Raw genomic sequence first — 24,210 nt, forward strand, 5'->3', positions numbered from 1 at the left:
CCGAGGTCCCGCCGGTGCCCGAGGTCCCGCCGGTGCCCGAGGTCCCGCCGGTGCCCGAGGTCCGGCCGGTGCCCGAGGTCCGGCGGGTGCCCGAGGTCCGGCGGGTGCGGCGGGTGCGGGGGCTAGTGGGACGCCTTCCAGTCCTTTACGGCGGTGAGGGTGAACGTGAACAGCACGGCGGCCGTCAGGAGGGCGGTCGCGGCGGTGGCGTAGCCCAGGAGGGCCACCACGACCAGGAGCAGGACTCGGCCGTCCCAGCCGAGGATCGCGCCACCCGCGCCGGTCGCCGGGGCGCCCTTCTCCATCCGGGCGGTCAGGTCGTAGTGGCGCATCGCCAGGGCGAACAGCAGCAGGAAGACCACCGCCGGCGGTACCGGGCCGTAGAGGCCCACGGCCGCCACGGTCAGGTATTCGGCGGCCCGCAGGGCGGCCGGCACCAGCCAGTCCAGGGAGCCGTCGTGCCGCACCCGGGCCGGGAAGCCGCCGACCAGCACCGGGATCACCACGAGGGCGAGCAGCCACGGACGATGGCCGGGCCCGGCGGCGGCCGTGGCGGCCACCGCGGCCAGGGCGTAGACCGTGAAGAGGGCGGCGAACGGCAGCGGCCACCCGGCGCCCACCCGGCTCAGCACCGACCGCACCAGCGGCCCGTCGTCGCGGTGCCGCATGGTGTCGACCGTGTGCAGCACCCCGACCCGCATGGAGAGGGCCCGCAGCGACCGCAGCGCCAGCGTGTACGCCGCCGCCAGCAGACCGAATCCGACCAGGGCGGCCAGCGTCACCCGGCCGTCGGTGAAGGCGGCCAGCACGGCGATCATCGCCCACCGTTCACCGATCGGGAAGACCACGATCCGCTTGGCCCAGTAGATCAGTGATCCGCGCTGGCTCTGCGCTTTGACCGAGGCCGCGGTGAGCCGGGCCCCGACGCCACCGGACGCGGCCGGGGCGGGGCGGGCGGCGGCCTCGTCGTGCAGGGCGCCGTACCAGGTGTCGGTCATGTGCCGGGCGGTCTGGAGGATGATCGCGGCGATCGCGAGCGGCCACGCGTACGGCAGCCCGATCCGCTCGGCCCCGGCCGCCAGTCCGGCGTAGACCGCGTACTCCTTGGCCCGGTCGGCCATCGTGTCGAGCCAGCCGCCGAAGGCGTCGAACTTTCGCGTGTACCGCGCCAGTTGCCCGTCCACGCAGTCGAGCACGAACCCGAGGTAGAGCAGCACCCCACCGAGCACCATGGCGGCCCGGGAGGCCTGCCAGAACAGCAGCGCGGCGGCGACCGCGAAGAGCACCGACAGCCCGGTCACCGCGGTCGGCGTCAGCCGGAGCCGGGCGGCGGCCCTGGTGACCAGCGGCGACCAGCTGCTCACCGCGTACGTCGTGAAGAAGTCGTCCTGTTCCTTGACGGCGAGCCGGAGGCGCGCCGCGTCCTCGTCGACCGCGGCGATCGCGTCCCGTGCGGCGGCCAGCTCCGCCTCGGTGGTGACCTGTTCGGCGTGCAGCAGGCGCACCCGGGTGGCGACCGGCACGAATCCGTCGGCGAGCATCTCGGCCAGCACGTCCGGCTTGCCGGCGGCCTTCTCCAGCAGCGGCAGCTCGGCGGGGGCGACGCACATGGCGCCCAGGTAGCGCGTGGTCCCGCCGCCGGGCGGGGCGGCGATGACGCGGCCCCGGTCCTCCTTGAGGTCACCGGCCGGGTCGGCGGCGACCAGCACGGTGCTGCGGCCGGCCGGTTCGGTGGCCAGCGTCCAGAGCAGGCTGCCGTGGGCGACCAGGTTGTCGGCGCAGATCAGGAGGGGGACGCCGGCGTCGCGGGCCTGCCGGGCCAGCTCGCGCAGCCGGGCCGCCGCGCCGTCGCCGGGGGTGAGGCGGTGGACCGCCGAGATGCCGGCGGCCCGCAGCGCATCGGTCAGGTCGCCGGCGAGCCGATCGGCGTCACTGTCCGGGATGGCGGGGCCGGTTCGTGCGGTCAGAACGGCCAGCGTCACCGGAGCACCACCGCTTGCCTCCTCAACCCGGCGGACCGGTCTCACCAGGCCCGAAATGCGGTCCAGGTTAACAGCGGGCGTCAGCTGGGTACGGGTGACCCTTACGGGAGCCGACTCGCTCGCATCCACCCGTGGAACGAGGGACGGCCCGGCTCCCGTGCCTACCGTCGAAGTGGCCACGGCAGAAAGCCGGGGCCACCGCCGAAGGAGTGGATGACGTGACCAGCCCCCTCAGGACCCGCTCGTTCTCCCGCCCCCGCCACAACCGCCGGATCGCCGGTGTCTGCGCCGGTCTGGCTCAGCGTTTCGGGATGCGGCCCGGCACCGTCCGGCTGCTGTTCGTCCTGTCCTGCCTGCTCCCGGGCCCGCAGTTCCTGGCTTACCTGGTCCTCTGGGCGCTGATGCCCAGCGAGTGACGCCCGTCGGAGGGCGTGAGCCCTCGAACGGGTAGGCGACACCGGCCTGGTCGGCTCCCCCCGTACGCCGGCCGGTGATCGCCGGTGGCGGGGGGGGGGGGGGGGGGGCGCCCCGCGGGGGGGGGGGCCCGGGCCCCCCACGACCACCGTGGGTCATGGGTTGGCGAAGGTCACCGTGACCGTCGAGTAGCCCAGCCGCGCGAAGAGGCTCTCCAGCATCCGCTGTGTGTTCTCCCGGGCCCGTTCGTCCAGCCCGCTCGCCCTCGCCGCCTCGGTGATCCGCTGCTGGGCGAGCTGATAGACCTGCTGCTGCTTGGCCGGATCGTCGCGGAAGGCGTCGCCGATCCGGTTGAAGAGCCCACGCTCCTCGGCGACCACGTAGCTGCGCTCCATGTCGAGAGCGGCCGTGGACTGCTGCGGGGCGGGCAGCCGCAGCTCGATCGTCTTCTTCTCCTCGTCCACCTTGAGCGCGTCACCGGCCAGGCCGCCGAAGTCGACATAGGCCTCGACGGTGCCCGAGCCGACGAACAGGGTCCGCCGGTTGATCAGGAAGTCGGGGATGTTGTCCCGGTTCTCCTGGAGATCGACGATGACCTGGAAGGTGCCGTCGGCCGCCACGAACCGCTCCAGGTCACGCATGGACTCGAGGAGCACCGGCTGGCTGCGGTCGGTCGTCCGGTCGGCGAACGGGTTGTCGAAGGTGGGCAGCACGTTGATCGCGCGCAGCCCGAGGCAGGACGCCACCAGCAGGGCGAAGACGACGCCCACGAAGATCAGCAGCCGGGCGAACCCACTGGGTCCGCGCTGAACGGCCGGAAACTCGCTGGTCGGCTCGGGCTCGGGGTCGGGGGATGCGGGGGCGGGCGATTCGGCCATGTCTAAACGGTACGGAGGGGGTACGACAATCCGCGACCGGAGCACCCACTCGCGCCGCTCACCGTGCGAAAGCGTTCAATCCGGTCAGCTTCTGCCCGATCGACAGCTGGTGGATCTCCGACGTCCCCTCGTACGTCAGCACGCTCTCCAGATTGCTGGCGTGCCGCATCACCGGGTACTCCGCCAGGATCCCGTTGCCGCCCATGATCGTCCGGCACTGCCGAGCGATCTTGATGGCCTCCCGCACGTTGTTCAGCTTCCCGACACTGATCTGCTCCGGCCGCAGCGGGCCGTCCTGCCGTTCCCGCCGCCGCCCCAGATGCAGCGCCAGCAGGAATCCCTTCTGCAGCTCCAGAGCCATGTCGGCGAGCTTGGCCTGGGTCAGCTGGAATCCGGCGATCGGCCGCCCGAACTGCTCCCGCGCGGCCGCGTAGTCGAGCGCCGTGTCCAGGCAGTCCCGGGCCGCCCCGAGCACACCCCAGATGATGCTGAGCCGGGCCTCGGTGAGGCAGGACAGCGGCGCCATCAGGCTGCGGGCGCCGGGCAGCCGGGCGCTCTCCGGCAGCCGGACCCCGTCCAGGACGATCTCGCCGGTGCTGGACGCGCGCAGCGACATCTTGTGGCTGATCTCGCGGGCCGCGTAGCCGGGCACGTCGGTCGGGACGACGAATCCGGCCACGCCCTTGTCGGCTCGCGCCCAGATGATCGCCACGTCGGCGATCGGCGCGTTGAGGATCCAGGTCTTCACTCCGTCGAGCACCCAGTCGTCGCCGTCCCGGCGGGCCCGGGTGGACATGCCGGTCGGGTCGGAGCCGTGGTCCGGCTCGGCCAGGCCGAAGCAGCCGATCGCCCGGCCGGACGCCAGCGCCGGGAGCCAGGTGAGTTTCTGCTCCTCCGAGCCGTAACGCCAGATCGCGTACATGACCAGGGAGCCCTGCACGGAGATCAGCGAGCGGATCCCGGAGTCGGCGGCCTCCACCTCCATGCAGGCCAGGCCGAGGGCGACCACCGACGAGCCGGCGCAGCCGTAGCCGGTCAGGTGCATGCCGAACAGACCGGCCTTGCCGAACTCGACGGCCAGTTCGCGGATGGGGGCATCGCCGTTCTCGTACCACTCGGCCACGGCCGGACGAACGTGATCGTCGGCGACGCGGCGGGCGAGAGCGCGGGCGTCGCGCTCCTCGTCACTCAGCAAATCGTCAAGATCCAGCAGGTCAAGCGGTCGAACACCCATGAGGTCAAGCTAACCGGCCGCCGTCCAACATCGACAGACCCGGATCGATCAGACCTCCAGGACCAACACCCGCGCGTGGATCTCCTTGCGCTGCTGGAGAGCCGCGCGCAGGGCGCGATGCAGACCGTCCTCCAGGTAGAGGGCGCCCTGATATTCCACGACATGGGGGAAAAGGTCGCCGTAGAAGGTGGAGTCCTCGGCGAGGAGCTTGTCCAGTGCCAGCTCACGCTTGGTGGTGATGAGGTCGGCGAGCCAGACCTTGCGCGGCGGAATCTCCGCCCACTCCTTGAGCGTGGTCTGGTGATCGGGGTACGGGGCTCCGTCCCGGACCGCTTTGAAGATCACGGCGGCTGCCCTTTCCGTGAGAACCGTATGCCAGCGTAACCTCGGGCCGGTCAGACCTCGCCCGCCGAAGTCCACCGGCCATGATGCACCACCGAGTCCACCGGACGGTGGCCACGCTTCAGTGACGGTGACCTCTTGTCCTCGCCCCGGTAGCCGATCGTCAGCGCTCCGATCGGGCGGAACTCCGGCGGCACCCCGAACGCCTGCCTGACCGCGTCCACCCGGCCGGCGGGCAGGCCGATGAAGCACGAGCCGAGGTCCTCGTTGACCGCGGTGAGGTGCATGAGCAGGGCGGCGAACCCGGTGTCGATGTCCCAGAACGGCGCGGACCAGCGTGCCTCGTCACGATCCGTCCAGCCCTTGTCGGGCTGGGCGTAACGCTCCAGGTAGGCCGATTTGTTGGACAGCGCCAGGATGATCAGCGGCGCCGTCCGCATCCGGGTCAGCCAGCCGTCGGCCGGCGCCTCGGCGTCCGCGGTCGCCGCCCAGAACCGGTCGCGATCGGCCCGCTCGGTGAGGACCAGGAAACTCCAGCCCTGCGAGAAGCCCGCCGACGGCGCCCGCAGCCCGTGCCGGACGATCTTGTCGACCAGCTCCGGCGGGACCGGGCGATCCGGGTCGTAACCGCGCACCATCCGCCGACGGCGGACCACCTCGTCGAAGTCCATCAGGCCCGGATGCCCCAGGACGTCGACCAGGCCACACCGGGCTGTAGGACGACCAGGTCACGGCCGGTCCGGAAGGCGTCCGGCGGGCAGGTCATCGGCTCCACCGCGACGGACCGCCGGAACCGCTCGCCGTGCAGGGTGTCGGCGGTGAAGACCTGCCAGTAGCGGTACTTCCCGTCGGCCCAGACCACGATGTCGCGGCCGGACGCCGGGTCGGACAGGGTGACCGCGGTGATCCCGTCGGGGCCGAAGTCGATGTCCCCGAAAGTGGTGTCCAGGACCAGGTCACCGATCCGGCGGGGCTCGCTGAAGTCGAACTCGGTCCCGGCGACCTTGGAGGCGCCGATCGGCAGCAGCCGGTTGTCCGCCAGGATCCGCGACCTGGCCGGCACGTGGAGCACGGTGTCCTCCACGGTCACGCCGGGCAGCCGCAGGTAGGGGTGGACGGAGTAGCCCCAGGGCGCGTTCGACTCCGAGGTGTTCACCACCTCCTGCACCGCCCGGAGCCCGTCGGCCGACACCGACCAGCGGTTACGCAGGCGCAGCGACCACGGGTAGCCGACCTGGGCGGGCAGGTGGTACTCCAGCGTGACCGCGTCGGCGGTCTGCTCGACGGCGTGCCAGCGTGACCAGTTGACCAGCCCGTGGATGGCGTTGTGCCGGGCCGGCTCGGTGAGCGCGAGCTGGTAGGTCTGCCCCTCGAACTCGTACCTCCCGTCCCGGATCCGGTTGGGCCACGGAGCCAGGATCTGCCCGGCCGAGCCCGGGGCGATCTCGTCCTCGCGGAAGCCGTCCAGCAGGTCGGCGCCGTCGACGGAGTACGCCCGCAGCGTGCCGCCGACCTCGGTGACGACGGCGCGGTGTCCCGCCGCCTCGATCGACCACTGGATCCCGGACCTCGCGGCTGACTCTGCGCTCATACCCGCGACACTATCCGGCGTCCACCCGCTCCGGCTCGGACTGGTAGCGGATCAGTGCGGGCGAGGTGCACGCGAGCAGCACGGCCAGTCCGGCCGCGACGAACCCGCCGCCCACCCAGGACGTGCCGACGCTGGTCAGGTCGGCGGTGGCCCCGGCCCGCAGGTCGCCGAGGCGCGGCCCACCGGCCACCACCACGGTGAACACGCCCTGGAGGCGGCCGCGCAGCCGGTCCGGCGCGAAGGTCTGCATGATCGTCTGCCGGTAGACCGCGCTGACCAGGTCGGCCGCGCCGGCCAGGGCGAGCATCAGCACCATCACCCACAGGTGGCCGGCCAGCCCGGAGAGGCCGATCGCCACCCCCCAGCAGACCACCGCGACCACCAGGGCCAGCCCCTGCCTGCGGATCCGGCTGATCCAGCCCGAGGTGAGCCCGCCGATCATCGCGCCGATCGCGATCGCGCTGTACAGCCAGCCGACCACCGAGCCGCCGCCGAACTGCACCGCGACCGCCGGGAACAGCGCCCGGGGCATGGCGAACACCATGGCGATCAAATCGATGGCGAAGGAGAGCAGCAGCACCGGCTGGGTGACCAGGAACCGCAGGCCGGCGAGGATGCCGCGGAGTCCGGCGCTGGGCTTCTCGTCGCCGTCGCCGTGGGCCGCAGGCGGGATGTCCGGCAGCTTCCAGGTGGCCCAGAACGTGACGCTGAACAGCAGGGCGTCCAGCGCGTACGCCACGGTCACGCCGGCGCCGGTGGACCAGATGCCCATGATCACGCCGGCCGCGAGCGGACCGAGCACCCCACCGGCCGTGATGGTCGTGTAGTTCAGCGTGTTGGCGGCCGGGACCAGGCTCTCCGGCACGATCCGCGGCACGATCGCCTGCCGGGCCGGGGAACTGACCGCGAACCCGGCCGACTGCACCGCGGTGAGCGCCAGCAGCAGGTGCCCGCTGCGCACCCCGAGCAGCGCCTGGGCCAGGAGCGCGAGCGTGCTGACCCAGGTGATCACCGAGCTGCACAGCAGCAGCTTGCGCCGGTCCACCACGTCGGCCACCGCGCCGCCCCAGAGACCGAAGATCAACAGAGGGACCAGCCCGGCCACGCCGAGCAGGCCCACCCAGGTGGGCGATCCGGTTATCGCGAACATCTGCACCGGTACGGCCACCGCGGTGAATTGGAAGCCGAAGTACGACGCGCCGTTGCCGATCCAGGTCCGCCGGAACGTGGGCACGCGCAACGGCCGCGTGTCGATCATCCAGGACCGCGGCCGCCGGGTCGCCACGCTCAAGGCGCCAGCCTCTCGACCACCCAGCCCGCGCCGGTCGCGCGGTAGCGGAGGCGGTCGTGCAGCCGGCTGGTCCGGCCCTGCCAGAACTCCACGGCGTCGGGCCGCACCCGCAGCCCGCCCCAGTGCGGCGGGGCCGGCACCGGCCCGGTCCCGAACCGATCGGCCACCGCGGCCAGGTGATCGTCCAGCGCCTCCGGGCCGGGCAGCACCGTCGACTGCGGGCTGGCCCAGGCGCCGAGCTGCGAGCCGCGCGGCCGGGACGCGAAATACTCCTCGGTCTCCGCGCGCGAGACCCGCTCGACCGGGCCGGTCACGATCACCTGACGCTGCATCGGAAACCACGGGAAGACCAGGCTCGCGTACGGATTGGCGGCCGCCTCCCGGCCCTTGCGTGACTCGTAGTTGGTGAAGAAGACGAAACCGCTGTCGTCGTACCCCTTGAGGAGAACGGTCCGCGCCGAGGGACGCGCCCCGGCGTCCGCGGTGGCCACGATCATCGCGTTGGGCTCCGGCAGGCCGAAGGCCGCCGCGTCGGCGAACCAGAGCGCGAACTGCTCCGGCCAGGTGGCGGCGAGAACACTCTCGGTCAGCGGCGGCCACTCCCCGTAGTCACGGCGCATCCCCGCGGGTGACGGTGCTTCGGCGCCCATGCCGCTCCCTCGCTCTCGGCCCTTCCCCGGCGCAAACTACTGAGGTGACCCCGGGATGTGAAACGACGGTAAATCCCCCACCGCGAATCGTCAGTTGAACCAGGATGGGTGTCATCCAGAGCACAATCGCGATGGGTCGACCATGCCGTTACCCGGCGGGCAAGATGAATGGCCCACCGCAGTTCGGTTCCACAGGGAGTGCCGTGACCGACTTCAAGCCGGGGCTCGAGGGCGTCATCGCGTTCGAGACCGAGATCGCCGAGCCCGACCGTGACGGCGGCGCCCTGCGGTACCGCGGCGTCGACATCGAGGACCTGATCGGGCAAGTCTCCTTCGGCAACGTCTGGGGCCTGCTGGTGGACGGCCGGTTCGGCCCGGGGCTGCCACCGGCCGAGCCGTTCCCGGTGCCGGTGCACTCCGGAGACATCCGGGTCGACGTGCAGTCCGCCGTCGCGATGCTGGCGCCCTACTGGGGGCTCTCCCAGATGCTCGACATCAGCGACGAGCAGGCCCGCCGCGACCTGGCCCGGGTGTCGGTGACCGCGCTGTCCTTCGTCGCCCAGGCGGCCCGCGGGCTGGGGCTGCCGGCCGTCCCGCAGAAGGACATCGACAAGGCCGAGACCATCGTGGAGCGGTTCATGCGCCGGTGGCGCGGCGAGCCGGACCCGCGGCACGTGAAGGCCGTCGACGCGTACTTCATCTCCTCCTGTGAGCACGGTCTCAACGCGTCCACCTTCACCACCCGGATCGTCGCGTCCACCGGTGCCGACGCCGCCGCCTGCATCTCCTCCGGAATCGGCGCGCTCTCCGGGCCGCTGCACGGCGGGGCGCCCACCCGGGTGCTGCACATGATCGAGGCGGTCGAGCGCAGCGGCGACGCGGTCGGCTACGTGAAGGACCTGCTGGACCGGGGCGAGCGGCTGATGGGCTTCGGCCACCGGGTCTACCGCGCCGAGGACCCGCGGGCCAAGGTGCTCCGCCGGATCGCGAAGGATCTCGGCGCCCCGCGCTTCGAGGTGGCCGAGGCCCTGGAGCGGGCCGCTCTGGCCGAGCTGCACGAGCGCAAACCCGACCAGCATCTGTGGACGAACGTGGAGTTCTGGGCCGCCGTGGTGCTCGACTTCGCCGAGGTCCCGGCGCACATGTTCACCTCGATGTTCACGTGCGCACGGGTGGCCGGCTGGAGTGCGCACATCCTGGAGCAGAAGAAACTCGGGCGGATCCTGCGGCCGGGTCTCCACTATGTGGGACCGGAGCCCCGGAAGCCGCAGGAGGTCGAGGGCTGGGATCAGCTCCCGCATAATGTGTGATCGTGGCTGACATCCGGATCCCCGACACGATCAAACCCGTCGACGGCCGTTTCGGCTCGGGCCCGAGCAAGGTCCGTCCCGAGGGTGTCGAGGCGCTCTCCGCGGTGTCCCGCACCTTCATGGGCACCTCCCACCGGCAGAGCACGGTGAAGGACCAGGTGGCCCGGCTGCGCCGCGGCCTGGCCGAGTTCTTCTCGATCCCGGACGGCTACGAGGTGATCCTGTCCAACGGCGGGACCAGCGCCTTCTGGGAGGTCGCCACCTTCGGCCTGGTCCGGGAAAAGGCCCAGTTCGCCGAGTTCGGCGAGTTCGGCGCCAAGTTCGTGCAGGCGGTCACGGACGCGCCGTTCCTGGCCGAGCCGACCGTGCACCGGGCACCCGGCGGCCAGGCGTCGTACCTGACCGCCGAAGCCGGCGCCGACGTCTACGCCACCGTGCAGAACGAGACCTCCACCGGGGTGGCCGTCCCGGTCCGCCGGGTGGCGGGCGCCGACCCGGGCGCGCTCCTGCTGACCGACGCCACCTCGGGCGGCGGCAGCCTCGACGTCGACGTCCGGGAGACCGACGTCTACTACCTGGCCCCGCAGAAGGCGCTCGGCTCGGACGGCGGGATCTGGCTGGCCCTCATGTCGCCGGCCGCGATCGAGCGGGCCTACCAGATCAAGGCGTCGGGGCGGTACGTTCCCCAGTTCCTGGACCTGGTGACCGCGATCGAGCAGTCCCGGCTGGAGCAGACCTACAACACTCCGGCGCTGGCCACCGTCTTCCTCGCCGCCGAGCAGGTCGACTGGATGAACGCGCAGGGCGGCCTGTCCTGGGCGGTCAAGCGCAGCGCGGAGAGCGCGGCGGCGATCTACGGCTGGGCCGACCGGTCGTCCTTCGCGCAGCCGTTCGTCACCGATCCGGCGCTGCGCTCGGCCGCGGTGGCCACCATCGACTTCGAGGGTGTGGACGCCGCGACCATCGCCAAGGTGCTGCGCGCCAACGACGTGGTGGACACCGAGCCCTACCGCAAGCTGGGCCGCAACCAGCTCCGCGTGGCCCTCTACCCGACCGTCGACCCGTCCGATGTGGCCGCTCTCACAGCCTGCATCGACTATGTGGCCGAGCGTTTGAGTTAGTGGTGTTGACGGGGCTCCGGGCGTACCGATAAAGGTTGAAAGGAAGCCGGCGGCGGAGAACGAAGATCATCTCCGCTGGTCAGCAGTTTGACGGCGTGGCTTACCCCCATCGGGTGACCAAGGGGCGTACCGTGTTCCGAAACGCGCCCGGGTGAATGACTCTCGGGAGCACAGGCCAACGCGACGAGACGGAGGCAACGCATGCGGCCGGTACGCTTCGTCGCCCTCTCTGAAGACGGTCAGGCTCTCGTGCTCGCCGACGAGGTCGGGCGCCTGCTGGCTCTTCCCATCGACGAGCGGGTGTCCGGGGTCCTCACCGAGGGGCCCGCGGCTCCCGGCACGGCCGTGGCGGTCCTGTCCGCCGAGTCGGCGCCCTCGCTGTCCCCACGCGACATCCAGGCCCGCATCCGGTCCGGCGAGTCCGCGGAGGATGTGGCCCGCATCGCCGGTGTCCCGGTCGACCGGGTCCTGCGCTACGCGGGCCCGGTGCTGCAGGAGCGGGCCATGCTGGCCCAGCACGCTCGCCGGACCAGGCTGAAGACGTCCGACTCCGGTCAGCCGCTGTCCGAGGTGGTCGACAGCCGTCTCGCGCAGCACGGCATCGACACCGAGAAGATCTCGTGGGACGCGTTCCGCCGCGACGACGGCACCTGGCGCATCGTCGCCACCTGGCCGTCCGGCAAAGCCACCGCCCAGGCCATCTGGGATCTGGACAAGGGCCGTCAGGTGGTGTCGCCGCACGACGACATGGCTCAGTACCTGTGCGCCGAGCGCCCCACCCAGATCCTCGGCCAGGAGCCCGCTCCGGAACGCGGCGGCCACGGTCTGCCCGGTCCGGCCCGGAGCAGCGAGCCGAGCCGTGGCGGTCACGGCCTGCCCAGCGCCGACCCGGTGCCCGCCCGGCCCGGCCGTGACCCGATCCGCGCCGGCCGTGACGCGCTGCTGGCCTCGCTCGACCGGCCGCTCGAGGGCTCGTCCGGCCGTGGCCTGGAGCCGGCTCCCCGCCGCCCGGTCGCCGGGGGCGCCGCGGCGCTGCTCGGCGGCGGTTCGGGTTCCGCCTTCGACGACGACGCCGACCTTCCGAAGGAGGTGCCGGCCGTGCCGTCGCTGGCGGTGCTGCGCCCGCGCCGCACGGTGGGCCAGAGCCCGTCGGCCGGCACCGAGTCGGAGGAGAGCAACAAGCCGCGCAAGCGTCTCCCGAGCTGGGACGACGTGTTGTTCGGCGGTGGCCCGGCGGCCCGCGAGTCGTCCTGACCGGCCCGCGCCTCTTCGTCGCCGTCTTCCCGTCCGCGGAGGCCCGCGACCATCTGCGCCGTCACCTGCCGCCGCACGCCGCCCGCCGCCCGGACAAGTGGCATGTCACCCTGGCGTTTCTCGGCGACGTGCCGGAGGAGCCGGTCGTCGAGGCCCTGACCACGGTTCCCGGTCCCGGCCCGGTGCGTCTGCGCCTGGCCGGCAGCGGGCGGTTCGGCTCGGTGGTCTGGGCCGGTCTGCTCGGTGATCTGGAACCGTTGACGGCCTTCCGCGAGCGGGTCCGGGTCGCGCTGACCGAGGCCGGGTTCCCGATCGAGGGGCGGCCGTACCACCCCCACCTGACGATCTCCTACCGCTTCGACCGGCGCGTCGTGGCGGCGCTCGACGGCTATGCCGGACCGTCCTGGGAGGTCGGCGAGTTCGCCCTGGTCGGCAGCGCGGACGGCGAGTATCACCGGCTCTGGGCCGCCCCGCTCTGACCGCTCAGGCGGCCGGGCCGGTCTCCCGGCGCAGGATCAGGCCGGCCGCCTCCAGGGTGGCCTCCACGCGGAGCCGCTCCAGATCCAGATCCCGGCCGGTCAGCGACTGGAGGCGCTCCGGCACGCCCAGGCAGCGGCACGCCATCCGCAGGTACGTGTCGTAGGCCAGCATCACGGCGTTGTAGAGCGCCTCCGACTGCGCCACGAGGGAGCTGCGCCGCTGGTGGTCGAGACGGCGCAGTTCGTACGCGATCCGCTCGATCGGCGGCGGGCGCAACGCGGACAGGCGGGACGGGTCCCAGCTCTTCATCCCGCGTTCGAGGCGCCGCAGCGAGGCGCGTTCGTGGCGGCCCCGCGGGCCCCGGTCGACCGGGCGGCGGGCCCGGCGGGCCAGGTGGCGATGGGCGGCGCGGTCGCGGCCGTTACGGGCACGCAGCTCGCGGCGGCCCCGGCGGGTGAGCAGATGGCGCAGGTCGGAGGCCTGGCCGCTGAGCATGATGGTGGCGGCGCACGGCAGGATCAGCAGCGCCGAAAGCGCCGCCGAAAGCACAGCGAGGTGCGCGATCGCCACGGTTAGACGCTAGGCCCTGTCCGGCCGGGCCGGAATACCCGTTTGGTGGACCCGGCCTGCCGAGCTTGCCGAATACCGGATTTCTCCGGGATCCCGGGCCGGTCAGACGTTCACCCCGGAACTGGAGTGCGCGAGCGGTTCGGCGTGCGCGCGGGTCGTGCCGCGCGGCCGCGGCACCACCGGGGTGACGGCCAGCCGGATCCGCCGGCGCGGCCGCTTCTCGATCCGCAGCCGCTCGCCGCTGGCCCGCAGCTGCCAGGCGAGCGCGCCCAGCGCGGCCACGAAGCTGACCAGACCGGCCGCCCAGATGCTCGACGGCACCCCGAACCGCTCGCCCCACCAGCCGGACAGCGTCGCCCCGATCGGTGTCGTGCCGAGGAAGACCAGCACGTACAGGGCCATGACCCGGCCCCGGTACTCCGGGTCGACGCCCATCTGCACCCGGTGGTTCGCCCCCTGGGCCAGGTAGATCGAGAAGAAGCCGGTGGGCACCAGCAGCAGCGCCGCGACCGCGAAGGTGGGCGCGAACCCGACCGCGAACTCGAACATCCCGAAGAACAGCGCCGCGCCGATCACCCGGTAGACGCCGGGGCGGGTCCGGCGGCGGGTGCCGGCCAGCGCGCCGCCCAGCGAGCCGATGGCCAGACACGTGGTGAGCAGGCCGAACGACGACGGGCCGGCGTTGAACTCGATCTTCGCGAGGGCGGCCAGCGTGACCGGGAAGTTGAAGCCGATCATGCCGATCACGGCCATCATGCCGATCGGCAGCAGCAGGTCGTGCCGTTTGCCGACGTAGCGCAGGCCGTCGATCACCCGGGCGCCGCCACCGGCCCGGCGGTCGGTGCCGTGCAGCTCGGCGGGGCGCATCCGCAGGTAGGTGAAGACCGGCGCGACCGCCAGCGCCGTCGAGATCAGGAACACGGCGGGCGTGGAGAGCACCGCGAGCAGCACGCCGGCCAGGGCCGGGCCGCTGATCCGGGCGATGTTGAAGGTGGCCGCGGAGAGCGCCAGCGCGTTCGGCAGCAGCCGCAGCTCGACCAGCTCGGAGACGAACGCCTGCCGCACCGGGGTCTCCACCGCGTTCGCGATGCCGAGGAACAGCGCGGACACGAACACGTGCCACAGCTCGACCACCCCGGCCGCGACCAGCACCGCGAAGAGGATCGCGAAGGCGGCGAAAGCGGCGTTCGCCGCGATCAGCAGCTTGCGCTTGTCGTACCGGTCGGCCAGGCGGCCACTCCAGAGGGTCAAGAGCATCACCGGTACGAACTGAAGCGCCGTGACCATGCCCAGTGCCCCGGGTGAGTCGCCGGAGAGCTCCAGGACCAGCCAGTCCTGTGCGGTGAACATCATCCACACCCCGACCAGCTTGACCAGCTGCCCGCCGGCGAACAGTCGGTAGTTCGGCACCCGCAGGGATAGGAATGTGCTGTTCAGGGCTGTCCGCACGCGGTATGCGCCTCCTCGGTCGTACGCGTCATCGCCGAGTGATGAAGCGAGCGACCTCGGAAGGGGCCGGGGGTCAGCCCCGGGCGACCCGCTGCAGGATCTCCGCAGCGCGTGCCAGGGTGTCCCGTTCCTCGGGGGTGAGCCGGTCCAGCTGGACGGCGAGCCACTCGTTACGGGCCCGCTCGTGCAGTGCGTAGACCGCCCGTCCCTGATCCGTGGCGGCCAGGATCACCTGGCGCCCGTCGGTCGGGTGCGGTGTCCGCGCGACGAGCCCGCGCTCCTCCAGCTTCCCCACGATCTTCGTCATCGTCGGGGGCTGGACGCGTTCCACGTCGGCGAGCTCACGCGGAGTCAGCGCGCCGGCCAGCTGGAGGCTGGTCAGCGCGGACAGCTGACTGAACGTCAGATCACCCACGGGGCGGGCCTGCCGGACCCGCCGGCTGAACCGGATGATCGCATCCCGCAGCGTCTTGGCCAGCGATTCCGCTGTCGTGCGCTCCGTCGTCATCACCCGCTCCATCACGGTCCTTAGCCTAGCTAATGAGCATGGCTAACGACATCCGATTATCCGTATGACAGCCGTCACCGGGCACGCTAGCGCACCCGGTTGACGGCCGAGAATCCTCAGAGGATCCAGGACTCCAGCGGACCCCTGGCGAAGTACAGAACGAACAGGGCGGTGATGCCGTACATCATCGGGTGGATCTCCCGGGCCCGGCCGGTGGCCAGCTTCAGGACGACATAGGTGATGATCCCGGCCCCGATGCCGTTGGAGATCGAATAGGTGAACGGCATCAGCGTGACGGTGAGGAACGCCGGCAACGCGATGGTGTAGTCCGACCAGTCGATCTGCCGGACCGTGGTCATCATCAGGAAGCCGACCACCACCAGCGCGGTCGACGCCGCCTCGAACGGCACCACCTTCACCAGCGGCGCGAAGAACATCGCCACCAGGAAGAGCACACCGGTGACCACGCTGGCCAGACCGGTCCGGGCGCCCTCACCGACACCGGACGCGCTCTCCACGTACGAGGTGTTGCTGGAGACGCTGGCCGCGCCACCGGCCGCCGCGGCGACCGAGTCGACGAGCAGGATCTGCGTGGACCGCGGCGGCATGCCCTCGGCGTCGAGCAGGTCTGCCTCCTGACCGACCGCGACCATCGTGCCCATGGTGTCGAAGAAGTCCGTCACCAGCAGCGTGAAGACGAACATCAGCGCGACCAGCGGACCCGCCGTCGACCACGAGGCGAGCACGTTGAACTGCCCGATCAGCGACAGGTCGGGGGTGTCGATGATCCGCTCGGGCAACGCCGGCACGTTCAGCGACCAGCCGCCCGGCTTGACCACGGCCGGGCCGAGACCGGCGATCGCCTCCACGACGATCGCGATGACCGTGGTGCTCAGGATGCCGATCAGGATCGCGCCCTTGACCTTGCGGACGAACAGCACCAGCGTGATCAACAGGCCCACCACGAAGACGAACGTGGGCCAGGTCACCAGCGTGCCGCCGAGGCCGAGCTCGACCGGGACGGTGGTGTTGGCGGCGTCCGGCACCCGGTGCACGAACCCGGCGTCCACCAGGCCGATGATCATCAGGAACAGGCCGATGCCCACGCCGATCGCGGTCTTCAGCTGCGTCGGAACCGCCTTGAACACCGCGGTACGCAACCCGGTCAGCACCAGCACCGCGATCAGCAGACCCTCGACGACCACCAGGCCCATCGCGTCGGCCCAGGTCATCTCGGGCGCGATCTCGTACGCCACCAGGGCGTTCACACCGAGGCCGGCGGCCAGCGCCAGCGGGAACCGGCCGACCACGCCCATCAGGATGGTCATCACACCGGCGACCAGGGCGGTACCGGCCGCGAGAGCCGCGATCGGCAGCTTGGCGCCGGTCTCGTCCGCGCCACCGGCCAGGATCAGCGGGTTCAGCACCACGATGTAGGCCATCGTGAAGAACGTGACGACGCCGCCACGCACTTCGCGGCCCATCGTCGAGCCGCGCTGGGATATCTCGAAGAACCGGTCGAGGGCCCTCTTGGCCGTGCCGGTGCCGGGCTCGGAATCTACAGACATGGGACCTTCCGAAAGGTGGCGCATGCATGGACGCGCGCATGCTTTCAGATGCAACTACCTCGGTAAAAGCCGTGCGATGTTACAACTCTCACGCGCTGCGCCGATGCGATCCGTAATGGCCGTACCCTGGCGGAGTGAGTGACCTGTCTCCCGCCACGCACACCGGCGACCCGCTGCCGGCCCTCACCGTGGTGACCGGGACGAAACCACGGCCCGCACCACTCGATCCCCCGATGGTTCCGTTCGCGCTGGCCGGCGTCGCGGCCTTCGCCGTCGCGACGTTGATCACATGGCTCGCCGAGGTGCCCGACCTGTGGTTTCAGACCAGCCTGGCCGGACTGCTGTGGGGCATCCCGGGCACGCTGACCATGGTCGTGCACGACCGGAACAGGCGTCGCCGCCGGGCACTGACGCACCCGGAATTCACCGTCGACGCCTAGGCCCTAGCTGTGGCCGTAGTCCTCGGCCGGCTCGCCGGACTCCACCGAGCCGTGCCCGCGGCTGACCGCCACGGCCTCCACCTCACTGTCGTCGTAGACCGTGGGGAGCTCGTCGACCGGCTGCTCGGCCGCGCTGAGCAGCGCCTCCGAGTGGGCGCCGCAGCCGTGGTCGGCGCTGACCGCCCGGCCGTCGTCCGGCGCGTACAGATTGCCGCAGACGCCGAACATCTGCCGCATCGTCCCGGCGAGCGGAAGGTAGAAGCCGCAGGTGCCGCAGCGGGCGTTGCGCGGGGCGGCCGCGGAGATCGGCGCCTCCGGGCCGGCGTCGCCGTCATACCACCGCTGGGCCGTCTCCATCCGGCCGTCCTTGGACATCACCCGGGACCGGCCGAGGCCCAGCTCCCAGGAGACCTCCTCGACGGCCGCGTCGTCACTGAGCACATAGCCCGGGGTGAGCCGCTCGTCGTCGGGCGCGGTCGGCATCAGGTCGCCGACACCCAGGTCGCCGGGCTGCACCCGCTCGTTCCACGGCACCCAGCCGGGGGCGAGCAGCGCGTCCGGCCCGGGCAGCAGCACCGTCTCGCAGACCGTGACGTGCCGGCTGCGCGGGACGCGGGTCACCGTCACGGCCCAGCGCCAGCCCTGGTAACCGGCGAGATGGCTCTCGAAGAAATGGGTGACGACCCGATCCGCCTCGGCGACGGCTTCGAGATGCTCGCCGATGTCGGAGGGATCCACTTCGGTGATGGCACCACGGGCCACCCCGACAGCATCGGCACAGACCTGGTCGAGTCGGGCGGCGCGGGTGGTGGTCCTGGAGGTCACCCGCCCATTGTTGCCTACCGAACCCCGGTCCCCGCAACGACTCCCCAGATAGACCGGCGCGGAACAGCGCGCGTGTCGCCCGCATCAGTCAGGATGGTTCCCATGCCGCTGCTTCCCACTCTCGGACGCACCGTCGGCACCGGCGTCAAGGCCGCCCGCCTGCTGGTGCGCGGATCGGTGCGCGGCGGCGCCTGGGCCACCCGCCGCGTCGGCTCGGCCCGCGCCCGCGGCGCCGCCAACGAGATCGGCATGATCCGGCTCTTCGACCTGCACGCCGTCTCGTGCGCGGGCGACGCGCTCATCGCGATCGGCCTGGCCGGCACCATCTTCAGCGTCCCGCTCGGCGAGGCACGCAGCAAGGTGGGGCTCTACCTGCTCATCACGATGGTTCCGTTCGCACTGCTCGCGCCGGTCGTCGGGCCGCTGCTCGACCACTTCCGGCACGGCCGGCGGTATGCGCTGGCCGCCACCTTCCTGGGCCGCGCCTTCCTCGCCTACGTGATGTCCGACAACCTGCTCGGATGGGGTCTCTATCCGGCGGCCTTCGGGGTGCTCGCGCTCTCCCGGGCGTACGGGGTGGCCCGCTCCGCCGCCGTGCCACGCCTGCTGCCGGAGGGTGTCGGGCTGTCCCAGGTGGGCGCGCGGGCCAGCGTCTACGGCACCTTCGCCGGCATCCTGGTGGCCCCGATCGGCCTGCTCGCCTTCAAGTTCGGGCCACAGTGGCCGCTGCGGGTGGCCACCCTGATCTTCCTCATCGGCATGGTCGTGTCGCTCCGCCTGCCGCCGCGCGCCGACTCCGACCCGCCCGAGGAGCTGCCCCGTGCCTGGCACACCGTGCTGCGCATGGGCCGCGGCGGGGACCGCCCCCTCTCCGGCCCCCTGGTCGTCGCCACCCTGATCGGCAGCAGCAGCCTGCGCCTGCTCTACGGCTTCCTGCTGCTCTTCCTCACCTTCGCGATCATGGGCGGCCAGCTGACCACCTCGGTCCTCGGCACGGAACTCTCCCGCGGCGCCGCGGTCGGCCTGGTCGGCGCCGCCCTGGCCGTCGGCACCTTCGTCTCCACGGCGGCCGGCACCGGCCTGCGCATCCGGCGGCCCCTGGCCCTGCAGTCCAGCGGCCTGATCGTCACGGCCGGCGTCGCGGTGCTCACCACGATCTTCTACAACCTCGCGATGGTCACGCTGCTGGCGCTGCTCACCGCGATCTTCAGTGGCATCGCCAAGCTGGCCGTGGACGCCAGCATCCAGGAGCGGGTCCCGGAACGGCAGCGGGCCACCGCCTTCGCCCACTCGGAGACGGCGCTGATGCTGGCCTGGGTGGCCGGCGGCGGCCTCGGCATCATCCCGTTCGACGGCCGCCTCGGCATCGGCTTCGCCGCCCTGCTCGCCGTCCTGGCCGCGGCGCGGGCCGCGTGGTCGGCCGCCCGCCTGCACAACGAACGCCTCGCGGGCCGCCCCGACGCCCTCCCCCTCGACCCGGACAGCGAACCGGGGCAGGACAGCACCGACCCGGACGCCCTCTGGACCTCGGACGCCGCCGACGCCGAGCCGGCGAGCGGGTCACGCCCCGGCGGTGACCCGGCCCGCCGTACCACTTCGCGGCCCGGCCCGCCCGGCCCCGGCGCTGACCCGGCCCGCCGCAGCACCCCGAAGTCGCCGCGCGTGGCCGGACCGACCTCCCGGACCCGCAAGGTCGCGGCCACCACACCCACCCCTCGCCGCCCGGCCGACGCCGAGCCCGGCGACACCGGGCGACTCGACCCTCCGCCGGCAGGTCGCCGCTGGTGGGGAGGCAAACGGGAGAACACGGCGACCGGCCCCGCACGCGAGCCGGACGGCGCGGGCCGCCCCACCTCGCGCACCGGGAACCGGGACTGGAACGACCTCCCCGATGACGAGCCCACCACCCGGCAACCGCCGGCACCCCCCGGATTCCACGTCTACCGGCCGTCCTCCGCCGCGCCCGGCACACGCGACGAGGACGCCCCCGAATCGTGAGCCCACGACTGCGGGCACGACACTGATCCGGTGAACGGCGAGGACCTGTGACCGCGTACCCCCTCCTGATCGTGACCGCGGTGGCCGCCGAGGCCGATGCCTTCCGCGCCCACCTCGACCCGGACCGTGCCGTGGTCGAGGCCGTGGGCGTCGGCCCGGCCGCGGCCGCCGCCGGAACCGCCCGCCTGCTCGCCACCGGCCACTACCGCGCGGTGCTCAGTGCCGGCATCGCGGGTGGCTTCCCCGGCCGGGCCCCGGTCGGCAGCCTGGTGATCGCGACCCGCAGCATCGCCGCCGACCTGGGCGCCGAATCCCCCGGTGGCTTCCTCCCGATCGAGGAGCTCGGCTTCGGCAGCAGCGTGCTCGACGCCGATCCCACCCTGGTCGAGGCCCTGCGGACCGCCCTGCCGGAGGCGATCCCCGGCGAGATCCTCACCCTCGCCACGGTCACCGGCACGGCGGCGACAGCGGACCGCCTGGCCACCCGCTTCCCTCTCGCTGCGGCGGAGGCGATGGAGGGGTACGGCGTCGCCGTCGCCGCCTCCGGAGCCGGCCTCCCGTTCGCCGAGCTCCGCGCCGTCTCCAACCCGGTCGGCCCCCGCGACCGCGCCGCCTGGCGCCTGGCCGACGCGTTCGCCGCCCTCCGCGCCGCCACCCCGGCCCTCAACGCACTCCCTTGATCAGACCTTTCCCGGGTACGCCGACCCCTTCCTGAACAGGCCAACAGCCACCGGCTGGCCGTGAGAGTCGTCTCAAGCGCCTTGGAACAGCCCTGACAGCCAGCCGGAACACCGGCTGGCCGTGAGAGCTGTCTCGAGGGGCGCGAAACAGCCCGGAGAGCCGACCGAGGGGGCGGTGTGTCTCGGGCGGCGCAGGCCGTACCCGGGGAAGTGCGGAGGTTTGCGGGGAAGTGGCCTGATCGCAGGCTCCCCGGGTCCTGATCGTGACGGCAGTCGAGTGGATCTTTTACATCGAAGCTGTTGCCGTCGGCGGCCGCGGGCGGCATGCTGCGCTGAACGAAGGATGTGACCGAGAACACCGCCGCCGGCACCGAAGCGAGGATCGATGGACGACGTCAGCGGCACCCCCATGTCGGCGGGAGCGCGGGCCCGGTTGATCGGCGCCGGATATGCCGCGCAGGGTCTCGGTTACGCGACGGTCGTGACGGCGCTGCCCGAGTTCAAGGACCGGCAGGGCATCGACGACACGTTCGTCTCGGCGATCCTGCTGCTGGTGTGCGTCGCGGCGGCGGGCGGCTCGGTGCTGGCCGACCGGATCGCCGCCCGGTGGGGCAGCCGGTACGCCCTCGCCTCCGGCCTCCTGCTCGTCGGCCTGGGCCTGGCCGGCACCACCTTCCGGTCGCCGAACGCGGTGTTCGCGGCCATCCTGCTCGCCTACGGGGTGGGCCTGGGCGCGGTGGACGCCTCGCTGAGCATGCAGGGTGTGCTGGTGCAGGCCCGTCTCGGGCGCAGTGTGATGAGCCGGCTGTTCGCCGCCTACACGGCCGCGGCCATCGCGGCGGCGCTGCTCATGTCGGCGGTGCTGGCCGGCGGCGCGGGAGCGGCCGTGGCGGTGGCGGTGGCGGCCCTGTTCGCGATCGTGGTGGGGCTGGTGGGCTGGCGGCTGTTCGAGCCGGGGCGCACCTTGCGGTCCGCGGTCGCGCATGCCGGGGGCGGTCCCGGCGTACGCAGGATCGTGCTGGTCTGCGGGATGTTGATCTTCACGGCGTTCCTGGTGGACTCGGCGGTCAGCACGTGGAGTTCGGTCTACCTGAAGGACTCGTTGGCCGCGGCCGCCTCGGTGGCGCCGCTCGGGTACGCCGCCTACCAGGGTGCGGTGCTGGTCAGCCGGCTGGTGGCCGACCACATGACGCCGCGGGCCGGGCGGGTGCCGCTGGCGCTCGGCTCCCTGGCGGTGTGCGGCGTGGGCTGCGGGCTGGTGGTCGTGCTGCCGGCGGTGGGCGCCGCGGTGACCGGGTTCGCGATCGCCGGCATCGGGGTCGGCGTGCTGGTGCCGCTGGCCTTCAGCGCGGCCGGTGAGGCGGCTCTGGCCAGCAGCGACGAGGTGATCGCGAAGGTGAACCTGTTCAACTACGGCGGCGCGCTGGGCGGGGCGGTCCTGATCGGGGCGCTGTCCGAGCCGATCGGGTTGCGCTGGGCGTTCCTGATCCCGGTGGTGGCGGTGGTCGCGACCCTGCCGCTGGCCCGGCGCCTGGCCAACCTGACGGTGACCGCGCCGACGGTGGACAAGGCGGCGGCCTGACCGCCGCGCCGACGGTGGACGAAGTGGCGGCCTGACCGCCGCGACGGCGGTGGACGAAGCGGCGGCCTGACCGCCGCGACGGCGGAGGCATAAGCTGGCGCGGTGCCGAAGCTGGTGGACCACGACCTGAGACGGGCGGAGCTGCTGGCGGCGGCGTGGCGGGTGGTCCGGGCGCGCGGCGTCGAGGGCACCACCACCCGGGCGATAGCCGACGAGGCCGGTTGCTCGCTCAGCGTGCTGGCGCACTTCCTGGGCGGCAAGGACGACATCCTGGTGGCCGCGCAGCGGGCGGTCTACGACCGGATCGTGGAACGCGCCTTCCGGATCGGTGGTGACCTGTTCGGGCTGGACGCGCTGCGCGCCGCCCTGGAGGCGGTGCTGCCGATCGACGAGGAGCGGGCCGCCGACGCGCATGTGAACGTGGCCTTCGCCGGGGCGGCGCTGTCGCATCCACGGCTGGCCGAGTCGCGCCGCACGTCGCACCGGGAGATCCGCGGCCATCTGCGGACCTGCCTGCGGGAGGCGCGGGAGCTGGGCGAGCTGCGTGCGGGCGTCGACGACGAGGCCGTGATCGACGACTTCATCATCCTGGTCGAGGGCAGCACCCTGCTCAGTCTGGTGGACGGCTGGGCGGAGGAGGGACGCGCCGAGCGGCTGTCCCGCCTCGCCACCAGCTTCACCGATCAGTTGCGGGGCTGAGCCGCTATCAGGTCTCGATACCAGAACCAAGAATCCTTTTTCGTACGCTCAAGCGTTGAAAAATCGACGTAAATGAGCCCGAAACGTTCGTCATACCCCGCGGCCCACTCGAAGTTGTCGATCGCCGACCAGACGTAGTAGCCGTCCACCCGTACCCCGGCGGTGATCGCGTCCGAGACCGCACGCAGGTGCGCGTCCAGGTAGGAGATGCGCCGCTCGTCGCGGATCCGCCCGTCCGGACCGGGCGGCGAGTCGTGGAACGACGCCCCGTTCTCCGTGATGATCACCGGAGGCAGGTCCGGGTACCGGTCGCGCAGCGTCACGAGGATGTCGGTGAGCCCGGCCGGCACGACGGCCCACCCGAAGTCGGTCCGCTCGTCGCTCTCGACCGGCACCGGCGAGAACGGCATGTCCGCCGGAATGTCCACCTCGAGCACGCCGGAGTAGTCCTTACCGGCCTTCGGCGCCTCGATCATCGTCGGCTCGTAGTAGTTGACCCCGTAGAAGTCGAGCCGGGCCCGGATCAGTTCGAGGTCCCGGTCGAGCTGGGCCTCCGGCACCCCGACCGCGGCCCGGATCAGCTCGTCCGGGTAGTCGCCGAGCAGGATCGGGTCGGAGAAGGTCCAGTTGGTGAGCGCCGAGAACATCGCCGCCGCCTCGACGTCGGCCGGATCGTCACTGGCCGCCGAGACCGGGAAGTGCTGCTGCGCCACCCCGACCGAGCCGGCCCCGTGGGTACGCAGGACCCGCACCGCCAGCCCGTGCGCGAGCAGCTGGTGGTGTGCCGCCGGCAGGGCGCCCAGGCCGAGCCCGCGGGCCGGGGCGTGGTCGGTGAGCGCGTACCCGTAGAGGGTGTGCACGTTCATCTCGTTCATGGTGATCCAGTCCCGGACCCGGTCGCCGAGGCGCGTCACGAGCGTGCCGGCGTAGTCGGCGAGCCGGTGGGCGGTGTCCCGGTTCGTCCAGCCGCCGGCGTCCTCCAGCTCCTGCGGCAGGTCCCAGTGGTAGAGCGTGGGCACCGGCCGGACCCCGGCGGTGAGCAGCGTGTCCACCAGCCGGTCGTAGAAGTCGAGGTCACCGGCGAGCACCCGGGTCCAGGAGAAGGAGAACCGGTAGTCGTGCACCCCGGCCGCCGCGATGAGTTCGATGTCCGACGCGTACCGGTGGTAGTGGTCGCTCGCCACCCGGGCGTCCTGGCCGTGCCGGACGGCGCCGGGGCGGGCGGTGAAGGTGTCCCAGATGCTCGGGGCCTTGCCGCCCGCGTCGGCCGCACCCTCGATCTGGTACGCCGAGGTGGACATGCCGAACCGGAAACCGGGTGGGAATCGGGGGTACACGGTGGTT

General features: G+C 72.1%; 24 protein-coding genes. 10 read left to right on the top strand and 14 right to left on the bottom strand.

All coding sequences use genetic code 11. The annotated features are described in order from the left end of the window. Nucleotides 1-122: 122 nt before the first annotated feature. Nucleotides 123-1,982, bottom strand: a complete 1,860-nt coding sequence (locus J5X75_RS24780; protein ID WP_208469903.1) for a DUF5941 domain-containing protein — start codon at nucleotides 1,980-1,982, stop codon at nucleotides 123-125. A gap of 218 nt (nucleotides 1,983-2,200) precedes the next feature. Here J5X75_RS24780 and J5X75_RS24785 point away from each other — a divergent pair, with 218 nt between their 5' ends. Continuing rightward, a complete protein-coding gene (locus tag J5X75_RS24785; protein ID WP_208469904.1) occupies nucleotides 2,201-2,398 on the top strand; it encodes a PspC domain-containing protein in 198 nt (65 codons plus the stop codon). A gap of 153 nt (nucleotides 2,399-2,551) precedes the next feature. Here J5X75_RS24785 and J5X75_RS24790 read toward each other — a convergent pair whose 3' ends face one another. From J5X75_RS24790 to pdxH, 7 genes are read right to left on the bottom strand one after another with little or no spacing between them, the layout of a single operon-like run. Beyond that, nucleotides 2,552-3,274, bottom strand: a complete 723-nt coding sequence (locus tag J5X75_RS24790; protein WP_208469905.1) for a DUF4230 domain-containing protein — start codon at nucleotides 3,272-3,274, stop codon at nucleotides 2,552-2,554. 58 nt (nucleotides 3,275-3,332) lie between these two features. Next, nucleotides 3,333-4,508 (bottom strand): acyl-CoA dehydrogenase family protein, encoded by a 1,176-nt coding sequence (locus tag J5X75_RS24795; protein ID WP_208469906.1) that lies wholly within the window; start codon nucleotides 4,506-4,508, stop codon nucleotides 3,333-3,335. 48 nt (nucleotides 4,509-4,556) lie between these two features. Beyond that, nucleotides 4,557-4,853, bottom strand: coding sequence for a type II toxin-antitoxin system VapB family antitoxin (locus J5X75_RS24800; protein WP_208469907.1), 297 nt, complete (start codon nucleotides 4,851-4,853; stop codon nucleotides 4,557-4,559). 50 nt (nucleotides 4,854-4,903) lie between these two features. Beyond that, a complete protein-coding gene (locus J5X75_RS24805) occupies nucleotides 4,904-5,521 on the bottom strand; it encodes a nitroreductase family protein (protein WP_208469908.1) in 618 nt (205 codons plus the stop codon). Continuing rightward, nucleotides 5,521-6,441 carry an aldose 1-epimerase family protein gene (locus J5X75_RS24810; protein ID WP_208469909.1) on the bottom strand — a complete coding sequence of 307 codons (921 nt, stop codon included), beginning with the start codon at nucleotides 6,439-6,441 and terminating at the stop codon, nucleotides 5,521-5,523. Before J5X75_RS24810 ends, J5X75_RS24805 begins: the two co-directional genes overlap by 1 nt. A gap of 10 nt (nucleotides 6,442-6,451) precedes the next feature. Further along, on the bottom strand, nucleotides 6,452-7,699 hold the full coding sequence (locus J5X75_RS24815) for an MFS transporter (protein WP_208470077.1): 1,248 nt from the start codon (nucleotides 7,697-7,699) through the stop codon (nucleotides 6,452-6,454). Between the two features lie 29 nt (nucleotides 7,700-7,728). Continuing rightward, nucleotides 7,729-8,382 carry a pyridoxamine 5'-phosphate oxidase gene (pdxH, locus tag J5X75_RS24820; RefSeq protein ID WP_208469910.1) on the bottom strand — a complete coding sequence of 218 codons (654 nt, stop codon included), beginning with the start codon at nucleotides 8,380-8,382 and terminating at the stop codon, nucleotides 7,729-7,731. Between the two features lie 203 nt (nucleotides 8,383-8,585). On the opposite strand from pdxH, the gene J5X75_RS24825 reads away from it, so the two are divergent. From J5X75_RS24825 to thpR, 4 genes are all read left to right on the top strand, one after another. Continuing rightward, complete coding sequence (locus J5X75_RS24825) at nucleotides 8,586-9,692, top strand: citrate synthase 2 (RefSeq protein ID WP_208469911.1); 1,107 nt, start codon at nucleotides 8,586-8,588, stop codon at nucleotides 9,690-9,692. Between the two features lie 2 nt (nucleotides 9,693-9,694). After that, complete coding sequence (gene serC, locus J5X75_RS24830; RefSeq protein ID WP_208469912.1) at nucleotides 9,695-10,813, top strand: phosphoserine transaminase; 1,119 nt, start codon at nucleotides 9,695-9,697, stop codon at nucleotides 10,811-10,813. 201 nt (nucleotides 10,814-11,014) lie between these two features. Next, nucleotides 11,015-12,067 (top strand): septation protein SepH, encoded by a 1,053-nt coding sequence (gene sepH / locus J5X75_RS24835; RefSeq protein WP_208469913.1) that lies wholly within the window; start codon nucleotides 11,015-11,017, stop codon nucleotides 12,065-12,067. Continuing rightward, complete coding sequence (gene thpR / locus J5X75_RS24840) at nucleotides 12,064-12,546, top strand: RNA 2',3'-cyclic phosphodiesterase (RefSeq protein ID WP_274383644.1); 483 nt, start codon at nucleotides 12,064-12,066, stop codon at nucleotides 12,544-12,546. Before sepH ends, thpR begins: the two co-directional genes overlap by 4 nt. Nucleotides 12,547-12,550: 4 nt before the next feature. On the opposite strand, the gene J5X75_RS24845 is transcribed toward thpR, so the two are convergent. From J5X75_RS24845 to J5X75_RS24860, 4 genes are all read right to left on the bottom strand, one after another. Beyond that, complete coding sequence (locus tag J5X75_RS24845; protein ID WP_208469914.1) at nucleotides 12,551-13,117, bottom strand: hypothetical protein; 567 nt, start codon at nucleotides 13,115-13,117, stop codon at nucleotides 12,551-12,553. Between the two features lie 102 nt (nucleotides 13,118-13,219). After that, nucleotides 13,220-14,566, bottom strand: coding sequence for an MFS transporter (locus J5X75_RS24850; RefSeq protein ID WP_208469915.1), 1,347 nt, complete (start codon nucleotides 14,564-14,566; stop codon nucleotides 13,220-13,222). A 73-nt stretch (nucleotides 14,567-14,639) separates the two neighbouring features. Next, on the bottom strand, nucleotides 14,640-15,074 hold the full coding sequence (locus tag J5X75_RS24855) for a MarR family winged helix-turn-helix transcriptional regulator (protein ID WP_208469916.1): 435 nt from the start codon (nucleotides 15,072-15,074) through the stop codon (nucleotides 14,640-14,642). Nucleotides 15,075-15,190: 116 nt separating this feature from the next. After that, nucleotides 15,191-16,642, bottom strand: coding sequence for an NCS2 family permease (locus tag J5X75_RS24860; protein ID WP_208469917.1), 1,452 nt, complete (start codon nucleotides 16,640-16,642; stop codon nucleotides 15,191-15,193). A 134-nt stretch (nucleotides 16,643-16,776) separates the two neighbouring features. On the opposite strand from J5X75_RS24860, the gene J5X75_RS24865 reads away from it, so the two are divergent. Beyond that, nucleotides 16,777-17,082, top strand: a complete 306-nt coding sequence (locus J5X75_RS24865; protein ID WP_307798244.1) for a DUF2530 domain-containing protein — start codon at nucleotides 16,777-16,779, stop codon at nucleotides 17,080-17,082. Between the two features lie 3 nt (nucleotides 17,083-17,085). On the opposite strand, the gene J5X75_RS24870 is transcribed toward J5X75_RS24865, so the two are convergent. After that, the gene (locus J5X75_RS24870) at nucleotides 17,086-17,955 is read right to left on the bottom strand and encodes a DUF3027 domain-containing protein (protein WP_238489222.1); all 870 of its coding nucleotides are present in this window, start codon (nucleotides 17,953-17,955) and stop codon (nucleotides 17,086-17,088) included. Between the two features lie 45 nt (nucleotides 17,956-18,000). Between J5X75_RS24870 and J5X75_RS24875 the strand changes: the two genes are divergently transcribed. From J5X75_RS24875 to J5X75_RS24890, 4 genes are all read left to right on the top strand, one after another. Further along, the gene (locus J5X75_RS24875) at nucleotides 18,001-19,905 is read left to right on the top strand and encodes an MFS transporter (RefSeq protein ID WP_372450945.1); all 1,905 of its coding nucleotides are present in this window, start codon (nucleotides 18,001-18,003) and stop codon (nucleotides 19,903-19,905) included. 47 nt (nucleotides 19,906-19,952) lie between these two features. Beyond that, nucleotides 19,953-20,585 carry a futalosine hydrolase gene (locus J5X75_RS24880; RefSeq protein ID WP_208469920.1) on the top strand — a complete coding sequence of 211 codons (633 nt, stop codon included), beginning with the start codon at nucleotides 19,953-19,955 and terminating at the stop codon, nucleotides 20,583-20,585. Nucleotides 20,586-20,970: 385 nt separating this feature from the next. Beyond that, nucleotides 20,971-22,167, top strand: coding sequence for an MFS transporter (locus J5X75_RS24885; RefSeq protein WP_208469921.1), 1,197 nt, complete (start codon nucleotides 20,971-20,973; stop codon nucleotides 22,165-22,167). Nucleotides 22,168-22,269: 102 nt separating this feature from the next. Continuing rightward, nucleotides 22,270-22,866: a TetR/AcrR family transcriptional regulator gene (locus J5X75_RS24890; RefSeq protein WP_208469922.1), complete on the top strand. Its 597-nt coding sequence runs from the start codon at nucleotides 22,270-22,272 to the stop codon at nucleotides 22,864-22,866. On the opposite strand, the gene J5X75_RS24895 is transcribed toward J5X75_RS24890, so the two are convergent. After that, nucleotides 22,851-24,203, bottom strand: a complete 1,353-nt coding sequence (locus J5X75_RS24895) for a GH1 family beta-glucosidase (RefSeq protein WP_307798245.1) — start codon at nucleotides 24,201-24,203, stop codon at nucleotides 22,851-22,853. The two genes, J5X75_RS24890 and J5X75_RS24895, sit on opposite strands and share 16 nt — an antisense overlap. Between the last annotated feature and the right edge of the window lie 7 nt (nucleotides 24,204-24,210).

This window comes from Actinoplanes flavus (assembly GCF_017592555.1).
GTDB lineage: Bacteria > Actinomycetota > Actinomycetes > Mycobacteriales > Micromonosporaceae > Actinoplanes > Actinoplanes flavus.